10 protein-coding genes and 2 pseudogenes are annotated in these 12,698 nt (G+C 68.6%); 7 read left to right on the plus strand and 5 right to left on the minus strand.

Going from position 1 to position 12,698, the window contains the following annotated elements; all coding sequences use genetic code 11:
- Both ACIQPR_RS18800 and ACIQPR_RS18805 read right to left on the minus strand, forming a co-directional pair.
- Positions 1-678 (minus strand): annotated as a pseudogene (locus ACIQPR_RS18800) (IS5 family transposase); the annotation flags it as partial.
- A 60-nt stretch (positions 679-738) separates the two neighbouring features.
- Entirely contained in the window at positions 739-885 is a 147-nt protein-coding gene (locus ACIQPR_RS18805) for a transposase (protein ID WP_403649373.1), read from the minus strand.
- A 781-nt stretch (positions 886-1,666) separates the two neighbouring features.
- On the opposite strand from ACIQPR_RS18805, the gene ACIQPR_RS18810 reads away from it, so the two are divergent.
- From ACIQPR_RS18810 to ACIQPR_RS18820, 3 genes and pseudogenes are all read left to right on the plus strand, one after another.
- Positions 1,667-2,722: a DUF6192 family protein gene (locus ACIQPR_RS18810; protein ID WP_403649376.1), complete on the plus strand. Its 1,056-nt coding sequence runs from the start codon at positions 1,667-1,669 to the stop codon at positions 2,720-2,722.
- 2 nt (positions 2,723-2,724) lie between these two features.
- A complete protein-coding gene (locus ACIQPR_RS18815) occupies positions 2,725-3,138 on the plus strand; it encodes a RacP protein (RefSeq protein ID WP_403649379.1) in 414 nt (137 codons plus the stop codon).
- A gap of 99 nt (positions 3,139-3,237) precedes the next feature.
- Positions 3,238-4,169, plus strand: a pseudogene (locus ACIQPR_RS18820) (IS5 family transposase).
- Positions 4,170-4,844: 675 nt separating this feature from the next.
- Here ACIQPR_RS18820 and ACIQPR_RS18825 read toward each other — a convergent pair.
- From ACIQPR_RS18825 to ACIQPR_RS18835, 3 genes are all read right to left on the minus strand, one after another.
- Positions 4,845-5,267, minus strand: a complete 423-nt coding sequence (locus ACIQPR_RS18825) for a pyridoxamine 5'-phosphate oxidase family protein (RefSeq protein WP_403649382.1) — start codon at positions 5,265-5,267, stop codon at positions 4,845-4,847.
- A gap of 246 nt (positions 5,268-5,513) precedes the next feature.
- On the minus strand, positions 5,514-5,735 hold the full coding sequence (locus ACIQPR_RS18830; RefSeq protein WP_403649385.1) for a hypothetical protein: 222 nt from the start codon (positions 5,733-5,735) through the stop codon (positions 5,514-5,516).
- Between the two features lie 594 nt (positions 5,736-6,329).
- Positions 6,330-6,890 (minus strand): GNAT family N-acetyltransferase, encoded by a 561-nt coding sequence (locus tag ACIQPR_RS18835; RefSeq protein ID WP_403649388.1) that lies wholly within the window; start codon positions 6,888-6,890, stop codon positions 6,330-6,332.
- A gap of 262 nt (positions 6,891-7,152) precedes the next feature.
- Between ACIQPR_RS18835 and ACIQPR_RS18840 the strand changes: the two genes are divergently transcribed.
- Genes ACIQPR_RS18840 through ACIQPR_RS18855 form a run of 4 tightly spaced genes read left to right on the plus strand, consistent with a single transcriptional unit; the run spans position 7,153 to position 12,540 of the window.
- Positions 7,153-8,121, plus strand: a complete 969-nt coding sequence (locus tag ACIQPR_RS18840; protein ID WP_403649391.1) for an ABC transporter permease — start codon at positions 7,153-7,155, stop codon at positions 8,119-8,121.
- A 53-nt stretch (positions 8,122-8,174) separates the two neighbouring features.
- Positions 8,175-8,999, plus strand: a complete 825-nt coding sequence (locus tag ACIQPR_RS18845) for an ABC transporter permease (protein ID WP_403649394.1) — start codon at positions 8,175-8,177, stop codon at positions 8,997-8,999.
- On the plus strand, positions 8,996-10,852 hold the full coding sequence (locus ACIQPR_RS18850; RefSeq protein WP_403649397.1) for a dipeptide ABC transporter ATP-binding protein: 1,857 nt from the start codon (positions 8,996-8,998) through the stop codon (positions 10,850-10,852). Before ACIQPR_RS18845 ends, ACIQPR_RS18850 begins: the two co-directional genes overlap by 4 nt.
- 44 nt (positions 10,853-10,896) lie before the next feature.
- Positions 10,897-12,540 (plus strand): ABC transporter substrate-binding protein, encoded by a 1,644-nt coding sequence (locus ACIQPR_RS18855; RefSeq protein WP_403649400.1) that lies wholly within the window; start codon positions 10,897-10,899, stop codon positions 12,538-12,540.
- Positions 12,541-12,698: the final 158 nt, after the last annotated feature.

Consider the following 12,698-nt stretch of genomic DNA (forward strand, 5'->3'; position numbering starts at 1 on the left):
GAGACGGGCACGCCGGGTTCGGGAGGCGGCTCGGGGAAACCCACTGGCGGAAACACCAGCAGGGCGCCCCGAGTCGACCTCACCGACGGCGCGGTGCCTCTTGAGGCGATTAATCCCGCACTCGACCGCGTGACGCTTGCGGTAGTCGGCCGGGTCGAAATGTGGCGGTCGGCCGCCGTTGGAGCCGAGCTTCTGGCGGTTGCGAGCCTGGTCAGCCTTGTCCGGGATCGTGCAGCGGATACCGCGGCGGCGCAGGTAAGCACGGTTTCTTCGGGAGGCGTACGCCTTGTCGGCACGCACCCGATGGGGACGAACACGTGGCCGGCCCGGCCCGATGCGGGGGACGCGGACTTTCTCCAGTACCGGTTCAAACTGGGGCGAGTCCCCTCGCTGCCCGGCCGTGATCACGATCGACATGGGCTTTTGGCCTTGCTCGACGGCCAGGTGCAGCTTGGTAGTGAAACCGCCGCGCGAGCGCCCCAGTCCGTGGTCTTCGGGCTCAGCGAAGACACCGCCCGGCGGTTCCTTCTGCAGGTCGCCCTGCCTGCGTGCCCCGGCCGCATGCTGATGGGCGCGGCACACCGTGGAGTCGACGCTCAAGTCCCACGTGATCGCACCGTTCGCGTCGGCCAGGGACTGAAGACGGGCGAGGATCCGGTGCCAGGTTCCGTTCCGCTGCCACCGCCGGAAGAGGTCGTAGACCCGCCCCCAAGGCCCGTACTCGACGGGGACGTCCCGTCACGGAACACCTGTCCGGACTCGAAAACGTATGCCGTCGATCAACTGCCGCCGGGACCAGACAGGCGGCCGCCCCGCCTTCATCCCCTTCGGCAGCAACGGCTCCAACATCGTCCACTGGTCATCCGTGAGATCACCCCGCCCCATGAACCGTGATCATTCACAGCTCAAGATCCACTTTCGATACACGGCCTAGTGCCAGAAGAGTGCGCACGGCCGCGAGCAGGTGGGGCGTGTCGGTGCGTTGCCGTCCGAGGGATGTGAGTAGTCCGGCCTCGGTCAGCCGGTGCAGCATCACCCCCGCAGCCGGTCCGCGGCGTTAGCCTCGGCCAGCCGGGCCGGGAACTCGCACAGTAGCGAATGGTCCAAGCCGGGATCGTCCAGCTCCACGCTCAGTGCCCGTTTCTGAACTGCTGATCTGGATCTGTTCGGGGGTCTGGCCTGGGTTGATGGCCGGGTTCGGTGGGCCTGTACAGGACCGGCGTTGTCCGGGGTGTGGTGGCTGGCTGAGGCCGGGTGCGTCGCCCCGGGCGGTGTTCTGCTCGGGCGTCTGCCGGTCCAGGCAGTGGCGCCGGCTGCGGCGGGTGCGCCTTCGTACCGCCGCGTTCGAGCGGGACGACGGCCGACGGGTGTGCCCGGTGTGCGGGGCGGTCTGGGTGGCCGGGGTGGATCACCGCCGTGACGCGGTGTACTGCTCGCCGCGGTGCCGCCGCAGGGCCTGGACAGCGCGGAAGGAAGCGTTCGTCCAAGCGTCCGGATGAACGCTTCGACGAACGGTTCATGTGTCCGATTCGGTGCCGAACGGTCAGTTGTGGTCGTTGCTGGTGGTGGATCTCGAAGTGGGTTGACTCTGGCGGGAGTTGGGCCGGGGTGTTGTCGCCGGTGGTCCGGTCTGCCGGGCCCTGACCCGTGAGGGATGGTGACCGCCATGTCGAGTGCGACGATCGGCCATGTCACCCGGGAGCGCTACGAGCAGATCATCGCCTCAGACCGGGTGCTGGTCGGGCAGATGCAGCGCATCCAGTTCACGATCGGGGACCACGCGCTGGAGATCGAGCCGATGCAGCCGAGCGGCGGCGCCCATCCGGCGCCCAGCGAGGAGCCGTTCGGTGTGAACTTCTCCTTGCAGGTCTATGCGGATGACCTGGGGCTGTCGCTCAGTACGGTCCGCAGCTACCGGTTCGCCGCGCACCGCTGGCCCGAGGTCCAGCGTCGTCACGGCGTCTCCCACAAGGTCCACTACATCCTCGCCGGGATCGCGGAGGACACCGAGCGGTTCGCTGTGATCGACACCCCGCCGCTGGACGAGCGCGTGAAGGAGCGGCGCTGGACTACGGATCTGGCCAAGAAGCATGTCGGCCAGCGTCCGGACCGTCCCGAGACGCCCGCGCAGAAGGTCGCGGCCATTCACCGGCTGGCCGATGACGACGAGGTCGCGGCCCGGGTGGCGACGGACGTGCTGCGCCGCCCGGCGGTGGCCGCCCGGATGGTCACGGACGACACTGCCCGGCACATGGTCAACAAGGCCCAGACGACTCAGCACAAGACGGAGATCGTCCACGACCTCATCGCCGACGACCAGGTCGCCGCCCAGGTAGCCTCCGACGTGCTGCGCCGTCCCGATGTCGCGGCCCGGGTGGTCGCCGACGACACCGCCCGCCACGCGGTCAACCGGGCCCAGAGCGACCGTTCCCGCCAGCAGGCCGACGCCTTCCGACGGGAGAGCCCGGCGGGACGGAGTGTCCGGAAGATCGAGCGGACCCAGGAGTTCCTCGACCTGGTCGGCGCCTGCCACCACTTCGTGGCCGCGTGCGGCAAGGCTGTTCCGCAGCTGCGCGGCCGGACGCTGTCGGACGACGAACAGGCCGTCCTGGCGCAGAACGTCGCCCGCTGCCGGGCCACGCTGGACTGGATCGAGACCGCTGCCGAGACCGGCGAGGTCGACATGGACGACGAACTCGCCCGCCTGCTGCGGGGAGAGTAGCGGTGTCCAGGCGCTCGCCGGCCGCGGAGCGCCACGCCGATCTGATCCGCACCGCGCTGTTCGAGGTCGCGCCCGCCGGCATGGTGCTGACCCGGCTGATGGGAGCGTGTGAACTCAGCCGCTGGCAGACCAGACGGGGGCTGGGCACGCTGCGTGACCTGTGTGCCGAACGCGGCTGGCCGCCGGTGATCTGGACCCGTGACCTGGGCTATCACTTCTGCGCGAGCGAGGCGGAACTGGAGGAGTGGGAACGGGCCTGGCTGAGTGAGAAGCTCACCCAGTTCCGCCGGATGATCACGGGCGCGATCGGCCTGCACTTGGCCCTGTTCCCCAAGAGTGTGTGGGCCGTCTACCTCAGCGACCAGATGAAGGCGATCGAGTCGAACCTCGCGCTGGCCGCCCGGCCACCGCGCTGACCTTTCCCACCGTCAGGACGTCGACCGCAGATCCAGGAGACCGGGGTCCGGCCCGGGCGTCTGTTCCCCTCCCCGATCCGGGCCGGGCCCCACCTGCTGATGCGCGAGCCCCGCTATCCCTCCGACATGACGGATGCCGAGTGGGCCCTGATCGAACCGCTGCTGCCTGTCCCGGCCTGCCGGAAGCCGGCAGGAGGACACCCTGAGAAGTGGCCGCGCCGGGAGATCGTCGACGGCATCCGCTACCTCGTCGACAACGGCATCAAGTGGCGCTCCATGCCCGCCGACTACCCTCCCTGGCGGACGGTCTACGGGTTCGCAAGGAGGTGGGCCGCTGCCGGGGTCATCGGGGTCATCCGGGACCAGCTGCGCCGTCAGGTCCGCCTCGCCGATGGGAAGACGCCCCGCGCTGGGTCGGCGATCATCGACTCGCAGAGCATCAAGGGCTCCGAGACGGTCGGCAAGAACACACGGGGATGGGACGAAGCCAAGAAGATCAACGGCCGGAAGAGGCATCTGATCTGCGACAACAGAGGGTTGGTCCTGTTGGTGATGGTCACCGCGGCCGACGTGAGCGACCGGGACGCGGCCAGGGAACTGCTGTTCCGTCTCGCGCTCACGCACCCCGAGATCTCCATCGTCTGGGCCGACTCCGCCTACGCCGGGAAGCTCGTGACCTGGGCCAAGACCTATCTCGACATCACCATCAAGACGGTGCGCCGGCCGTCGGCCGCCAAGGGCTTCGTCGTTCTTCCCCGCCGCTGGGTCGTCGAACGGTCCTGGTCGTGGATCATGAGGGCCCGGCGGCACTGCCGCGACCACGAACGGCTCCCCGAGATGAGCGAGTCACTGATCACGTGGGCGGCCGTCACCTTGATGGCCAGGCGTCTGACCCGCCGCACGGCCCGTACTGCCGAACGGCGGCCTGCCAGTCCGTACTACCTGGCACAGGCCGCCTGACCGGTTCCCAGTCCGGGCGTCCGGCACGGGCCGGGCGAACGGGTACACGAAGGGGCCCTGGGCGACTGTGAGCTACGCTCTGCCACCCCGTTGACTTCTGGCGCCGTGTCCGTGACGCCTTCTAGCCTGTCCACAGGACAGTTCACCGGCACCGAGGGAGACAGCTTCGACCGGCTCTGCCGTGCTTCCCGGCGCGCAGCGCCAGCCATGCCGGCCACCGCTCCAGGTGCCCCTCCACGGCACGGCAGCCTGCGTGGCCGGTGGTCCTGGTCCTTTCGGCCGCATCGAGCCGGGGTGTCTCCCGCAGACCCCGGGGGCCGCAAGGGACCGTCCCGCGCGGCGTCCCGGGGTCTGCGCAGCAGAGCACGGGACATCGCGCAGGCGGCCGTCGCGCGCCGCCGCCGACCGGCCGCGGCGGCCGCCACCATGACGGGGAACGGGACAGTGTCCGCGCGGGCAGTGTTCTTCCCCGCGCGGACACCCGGCCGGGGGCGCTCCCGCCCGCTTCCGGCCACGGCCACGTCGGCACCGACCCCGACATGGCCCTCCCGGCAGCAGCACCGCCCGGCTGTGGCACGCCGCCGCACGGTGCTCCCGCCGCTGTGTGATTACGCAGCAACGCTCGGCACTTCACCGTGTACTACCGCCCGAGCTCTGCGTACCGGGCCGCCGGGGCACACCCGCGGACCGGACGGCACCTTGACATCCCGCCCCGCAACGGCAGCCGGGCGTATGGCCCGGTCCCTTCAGGGCCCGATGCGGTAGCCGGTGACGATCTCCATCGAGATCCTGACGACCTGGTCCATGTCCATGTCGCTCCAGGGCACCAGCAGCCGCTGGTAGCGGGCCACCTCCAGCGGGTCCGTGACCTGGCTGGCCCGTCCGGTGACCATGACACTCCACCCGGTACGCAACTGGAGGTCGATGTGGTCGGCCTCAAAGACCACCACCTCAGGCACCAGCGGATCGCGCAGCAGCGCCGAGCCGGCATGGGCGCGGATGACGATGTGCGCGCCGTCCACGAGATGGTTGACCGGACGGATCACCGGCAACGCCCGGTGGGAGAGGCCGATCCGGCCCAGCGGCACGCTCGCCAGCAGCTCCACCGCCTCCCCGGGCGGCAACTCGGTCATCCGGCCCGCACCGACGCGGGAAAACCCACTGCTCATCTCCACCACTCCCGACCAGGCACAGCTCCCCACATACCTCGTCCACTGCCCACGAGGAGGACACAGAGCCACCACGGCAGGCCAGCCCGTCAGCGCCGTCTTGCAGCCGCCGGCATCCCACATTCCTGCCCTGGTCCGACAGCATCAGCCCTCACGCCCCGAACAGCCATGGGCGCATCGGCCCTAAATCACCCCGGACGGCCCCACCACAGAGCGAGTTGAAAAACGGGCACTCAGAGCGTACTTCTAGTCGATCCTGGTGCGGACCACGTTCGCGGTCGCACAGTTGGACAGATGCTCCGTGAGCTGCAGCACCGACACTCGCGCCAACTGCCCCGGCGACAAGCCCGGCCGCCCGTTCTTGGGGGACAGGTCCGCGAACTCCTCATCCTTGAACACCACATCCAGCCGGTCCCGCATCAGCATCGCCAGCGAGCCGTTTGTGCAGGCTGCCCACGCCGTCAGCACCGTTCGCGCCGGGATCCGTTGGTACCTCCTGGCCCCCAAGTACATCTCCGGCCCTCTCCCCGGAACCATCCGGCGTCACCCCCAGCAAGCCGCCGAACAGACGACCTGTCAGCACTCCCGAAAAGATGGCCAACAGAATCTCGGCTTTGCCTCTAACGTAGTTCGTCCTCGGTGTCGCCGCGGTGGCCGGAGGTGACGGCCTTGATACCGGTGATCCTGCCGTAGGCGTGGATGACCAGCAGCAGGCGCTGGCCAGGACATCCGCCGAGAGGGAGCTGCCGCCGGATACTGAAGTTCGCGTGTCTCGGCGTCCGTTGCGCAGGATGGTCGATGGCCGGTAGCCCGGCCGCCAGAACGTGGATGCTCTCGACTGCCAGCGCTTGGTCGATCGGGTCGGTCTGGGGAGCTCACCTGGAGTCCACGTAGTGGGCGAGCGCGTTCAGCCCAGAGGCGATACTCATGGAAACCGGCAGCGTCAGCGTCAATGACGCGCCGTAGACGAGTGAACGGAGCAGGATCCGTCAGTCCACTCCTGTTGTCTTGAGTGCCCCTTCGGTTAGGCCCCGGACGCGTCGGTCGCGTGCGGCCCGGTTGCTACGTCCGCTCGCGTTGGACGCCGTCGTCCTCCTCGGCGAGGAGCGACCAGACCTCGACATCGTGTCGGACGCCGCTCAGCGTGATCGCCGAGCGCAGTACGCCTTCACGCTGCATGCCGAGTCGTTTCGCCACCGCGATGCTGCGGACGTTCGCCGTGGCCGCCGACCACTCCACGCGCGCCATGCCCCGCGTGCGGAAGGCCCAATCGGTCATGTGTCGGGCGGCGCCGGTCACCAGCCCTCGGCCTCGTGCCTCAGGCGCCAGCCAGGCCCCTAGTGCGCAGACGCCGCCCTGGGCGTCGAACACGGAGAACCCCGCTCCGCCCACGAGCAGCTCGTCGAGCCAGATGCCGTAGAGACGTCTGCCGTCCCGGGCTTGGTCATCGGCGTAACCACGCAGCCAGCTTTCGGCCTTGGCCGGCTCGTCGATGTCCGTCGCCCAGGGCATCCAGGGGGCGAGGTGGCGGCCGGAGCGTTTGACGAATTCGTAGAACTCCTGTGCCCGCCATGGTTCAAGGGCGCGGAGTTCAGCTCTTTCGGCGAGGTGGTGAGCGAGCATGAGGTTTCCGATCGACTGCGGGAGGGATGGCGCAGCGGCTCAGGCTACCCATGGCCGGGACACAGTCCGGACCACTCGGTGAATCGCGCAAGTCTCTTGAGTGCACGCCGAGTTGCGACCCCGTGGGGAACCTGTGCGTATCCATTCCTAGAAATTTCAAGATCTTGTCTCGCCCGGTTGCGGTCCGTAGAGTTCCGGTCGTCCGAGATGTCAGGCGCCGATCGCCTTCCCCCTAAATCCGGCACTGCTCGACAGATGTGAAATGGCCATCGTTACCTTCGTCCTCAGACGCCTGTGCGGCGGATTGTTCCTCCTGCTGCCACTCAGTTTCCTGGTCTTCGCCCTGCTCACTGCGAGCCCGGGATCACCGATCCAGACCCTTCTCGGCACCTGGCCGGCGAGCCCGGCTCTGATGAGGCAACTGCGTGCCCAGTACCGCCTCGACGACCCCTTCGCCTTGCAGTACCTGCACTGGCTCGCCGACGCCGTCCACCTCGACTTCGGCCGGTCCATCTCCGTCCAGTCGGGAGCACCGGTCGCGGACATGATCTACGGCCGGACAGCGCTGACCGCGGAACTGGCGGTCTACTGCCTGCTGCTCGTCCTGTCTCTGGGCGTCCCACTGGGGGTGGCCGCGGGGATCCGGCACGGCCGGACGACCGACCGGAGCATCTCACTGCTGGCCACGGTTGGTTTCGGCGCGCCCGTGTACGCCCTGTCGATCGTCTTGCTCTATCTCTTCGGCGTCGCCCTCGGCTGGTTCCCGGTGTACGGAGCGGGCGAGAACGGATTCGCCGACCGGGTCGCACATCTGACGCTGCCCGCCGTCGCACTGGCGACCGTGCTGTCGGCCGTTGTCATCCGGCAGACCCGAGCGGCCACCTTGACGGTGATGCGGCAGGACTACGTCACATTCGCCAGGCTCCGCGGCCTCAGCCCCGCGCGCGTGCTGATCCGCTACGTGCTGCGCAACTGCGCACTCCCGGTGATCACCAGTGCCGGCATGCTCCTCATCGCGCCGCTCAGCGCCGGGGTTTTCATCGAGCAGGTGTTTTCTCTGCCCGGTGCCGGCTCGCTCCTGCTGTCGGCGGTGACCTCTGAGGACATCCCGGTGGTCCAGGGCATCGTGCTGCTGCTGGGTGCCATGGTGGTCCTGGTCAACCTGCTTGTCGATCTGCTCGGGTTCCTCCTTGATCCGCGTGTCCGGGCGCACGTGGCAGGGGAGAACTGATGGCGGGTTCGCTCGTACCAGGACCCATTTCGCGCGGTGCCGGCACAGGGAGGATGACCAAGGGCTTCCGTCCCCCCGTACTGGTGACGTCCGCTGCGGCAGGCGTCGCGGTCATCGCCCTGTTTGCCGTGACGGGCAGCCGACTGGCCCCGTACGACCCCGGGCAGCAGGACCTGATGCGCGGCGCGGCCGGTCCGAGCGGCGGACACTGGCTCGGCACGGATGCCCTGGGCCGTGACGTCCTGTCCCAGCTCGTCGCCGGCACGCACACCGCCGTTCTCGGTCCCCTGTGTGTGGCGCTGGGGACACTGCTCATCGGTGTTCCGCTCGGTGTGGCGGCCGGGTACCGAGGCGGGTTCCTGGATGCCGTGACGAACCGTTTCGCCGACCTGATCTACGCTTTGCCCGCCCTACTGCTGGCCATCGTGGTGGCCGGGGTGATCGGCTCCGGCTACTGGTTCGCCGTGGCGGTCCTGATCCTGCTCTCCCTGCCAGCCCAGATCCGTCTCTGCCGCGGCACGACTCTCGTACAGGCCCGGCTGCCCTACGTCGAAGCCGCCCGCACTCTGGGTCTCCGCACCCCGAGGATCATGTTCCGCCATATCTTGCCGAACATCCTGCCCACGGTCGTCACGACCTTTCTACTCGACTTCGTGGGGGCGCTGATCAGCCTCTCCGGCCTGTCCTATCTGGGACTCGGAGCCCCGCCGGGAACGCCCGACTGGGGGGAACTGTTGCGAGAGGGCCAAAGCCTGCTTGCCGTCAACCCATACCTGTCACTGGCACCCAGCCTCATGATCATCGCCACCGCCGCCAGCGTCACCCTCTTGGGAGACAGGATGTACGACCTCTTCACCGCCGGGACGGACCGGCGATGACGGCCCCGGGACAGCCTCACCGAGCGGATCAGGACCGTGTGCCGCTCCTTTCCGTCCGCCACCTGCACGTGTACGCGTGCCAGGACCGCTCCCGAGGCCGGTCACGCAGCCCGGACGGGGCCCGGACCTTGCTTCGTGACGTGGGCTTCGACATCGCGGCCGGGCAGAGCCTCGGCGTCGTCGGCGAGTCCGGCAGTGGCAAGACCCTGACCGCCCGCGCCGTGACCGGTGTACTCGCCGACGGACTCCTGGCCGAGGGGGATGTCTCGTTCGACGGGATCCCGATGCTGGGCAGGCCGGAGCGGGAGCTGCGCCCCCTGCGCGGCAGCCGACTGGCCATGGTGCTCCAGGACCCCTTCACCTCGCTGAATCCGCTGCACACCGTCGGCGCCCACCTCAGGGAGTCGCTGGCTCCACAGGTGCGCCGCGACCGGGGCACGGCTGCCTCGGAGGTCTCGCGTCGGCTGCGCGAGGTGGGTCTGGACCCCGACACGGTCGCGGGGCGCTATCCCTTCCAGCTCTCCGGCGGGATGCGGCAGCGCGTCGCGATCGCGGCGGCACTGGCGCGGGATCCGGAACTGCTGATCGCGGACGAGCCGACGACTGCCCTGGATGTCACCACCCAGGCCGACATCCTCGCCCTGCTGCGCCGGTTGCAGGCCGACCGGGGTATGGCCCTCGTGATCATCACCCACGACCTGCGTGTCGCGTTCTCCGTCTGCGACCGGGTGCTGGTCATGTACGCCGGGTCCGTGATGGAGGACGCCCCGGCCGCCGCGCTCGCTCAAGCGCCCCGACACCCTTACAGTCTCGGCCTGGCACTGGCCGACCCCCCGGTCTCCCACTACGTGGACCGGCTTTTTTCCCTGCCCGGCCAAGCGTCCGCCGCCGACCGCGTCGCCGACACGTGCGCGTTCGCGGACAGGTGCGAGTGGCGGCAGGACGCCTGTGTGGGGACCCGCCCCGAGCTGCTTCCCCTGACGGGGAACCGAGCTTCCGCCTGCGTACGGCTCCCCGAGATCGGCGACGAACTGGGAGCACGCCGACACCGGACGGCCGTTCCGGGCACACCGCCCCCGGCCCCCCGCGGTGCTCCCCTCCTTCTGGTCAGTGGCCTCACCAAGGCGTACCGCGGAACCCGGTCACAGAAGTCGATGGCCCTGCGCGACGTCTCCTTCGACGTGCGCGAGGGCGAATCCCTCGGTGTCGTCGGTGAGAGCGGCTCCGGCAAGTCCACCCTGGCCCGCTGTGTCCTGGGCCTTACCTCGCCCAACAAGGGCACGATCCGGCTCGACGGGCTCGACGTCAGCGACTACCGCAGGCTGAGACCCGGCGACCTGCGCCGGGTGCGGAGACTGGTCCAGGTGGTCTTCCAGGATCCCTACTCCTCCCTGAACCCGCGGCTCAGCATCGGCTCGGCCCTGCGCGAGGCGATCGACGCGGGACCCGACCGTGGTCGGCGGCCGGCGGACCTCTTGGAGCGCGTAGGTCTGTCCGTCGCGTATGAGCGCAGGCTTCCGGGCGCACTGTCCGGCGGTGAGCGACAACGGGTCGCCATCGCCCGAGCCCTGGCGGTCCGGCCGAGGCTGCTGATCTGCGACGAGCCGGTCGCGGCGCTCGATGTGTCGGTCCAGGCCCAGATCCTGGAACTGCTCCGCGACGTACGCAATGCCTACGGCACGAGCCTGATCCTCATCACCCACGATCTGTCGGTCGTCCGTCAGATGACCGACCGCGCCATCGTGCTGCGCCATGGCGAGCTCGTCGAGAGCGGTGCCACCGCTGCCCTTCTCGATTCCCCCGGCCACCCCTACACCCGGCGCCTTCTCGCCTCGATCCCGGGCGAGAACTGAACCCCCCACAAAGAACGGAAACCGAAGAAGGAATGTCTCCCACCATGCCGAGCTGGTCCGTCACATCGCTCTCGCGACGAGCGATGCTGTCCGCTGCGATCCTCACCACCCTGGTCGCCACCGCCTGCACCAGCGGTGAGGAAGGCTCCGCCGCTGGCGGAAAGACCAGAACGACTGATCACACCATCCGCGTGGTCAATTGGGCGCTGCCCAACGCGCCCGCGTCGCTCGACTACGCCAAGAGCTATGACAACAACTCGACCGGCGCCGTCATGTCACTCGTCACGGAGCCCCTGGAGCGGGTCTCCAGTACCGGTGCCTTCACCCCGGATCTCGCAACGTCGGTGACCCAACCGAACGCCACCACCCTGGTCTACAAGCTCCGGCCCAGAGTGAAGTTCTCCAGTGGCGAGGAGCTGACGGCACAGGACGTCGCGTGGAGCATCGAACACTTCACGGCGGACACCGCCCAGACCGCCACCCTCGGCCAGAAGGTAGAAGCCGTCAGTGTGACAGGCCCGCTCGAAGTGACGGTGAAGCTCAAGGCCCCGGTACCTACGGCACGTGCCGGTATCGCCCTCGCGACGCTCGTTGAGAGCGCCGACTTCGCCAAGGCACACACCCGGACCCTTGGAAACGCAGGGACTGCCCCGGTTGGCACGGGCCCCTACAAGGTGGCCTCCGAGACGGCCGAGAAGATCACGCTGGTAAGGAACCCGCGGTACACCCGGACGCCAGAGCCCGCTGCGGACAAGGTCGTCTTCTCGATCATCCCCGACGACACGGCGCGCCAACTGGCCCTGCGATCCAGCTCGATCGACGGTGGCCCGGTCACCAACCCCAAAGGCGTGGCCCAGTGGAAGGCAATACCGGGTGCGACGGTCTATGCAGCCCCCTCCCTGTCGCAGAACTTCCTCGCCATGGACGTCACACACGCCCCTTTCGACGATGTGCACGTGCGCAGGGCCGTCGCCCACTCCATCGACGTCGGGGGCATCATGAAGGCCGGCTTCGACACTTACGCTCAGCCGATGAAGGGGCTGGTCCCCGCAGGGGAGCTGGCCGACGTGGCCGGCTCGCAGCAGGCAGCCGAGGCCTTCCTCGCCGGTCGGCCCAGGTATGAGCTCAGTGAGGCGGAGGCCAAGGCCGAGCTGGCGAAGTCTGCACATCCGAAGGGCTTCTCGACGACCATCGAGTATGTCAAGGACTACCCCTGGCAGGAACTCGCCGTCTTGAACCTACAGCGGAACCTGCAGCCGCTCGGCGTGAAGGTCACCCCCAAGCCTGTCACGGCAAACGAGTGGTACGCCCAGTTCTACAAGCATGAGCTGACGGGCATCACCCTCCCGTTCGGCTTCGGCGCCAGCTATCCGGACCCGGGGACGTTGCTCGGCAAGCTCGTCGGCAGCACCAACATGGGACCGCAGAAGATCAACATCGCCAACTGGACCACCCCCGAGGTCGACAAGGCCCAGCGGGTCGTCACCACCGCAGGTCCTCGTGCCGCTCGATGGACCGCCACCAAGACGATCCTCACGCAGGTGGCCGACCAAGTCCCCTACGTGCCCCTGTTCACCGAGGACGAGGTCTACGCCCTCGGCAAGGGCCTCGCCTTCGCCAAGCCGGGCATCACCTCCTTCGACCTGTCCAATGGCAGCTGGATCTTCTCCCTGAAGTCGACGGCCTGAACCTGCTGTTCCGGGCCCGGATCGAGCGACGACCCGGGCTCTGGGCCGGGGCGCGGGGTCTCACCAGGACGGCCTGACACATACCCGGCAGGCGGGGACGCGGCGATCGGTATTGCCTGCCTGTCCAGCAGTCCAGGAGGCCACTGGCGCAAATCGCC

This window comes from Streptomyces sp. NPDC091280 (genome assembly GCF_044768565.1).
GTDB lineage: Bacteria > Actinomycetota > Actinomycetes > Streptomycetales > Streptomycetaceae > Streptomyces.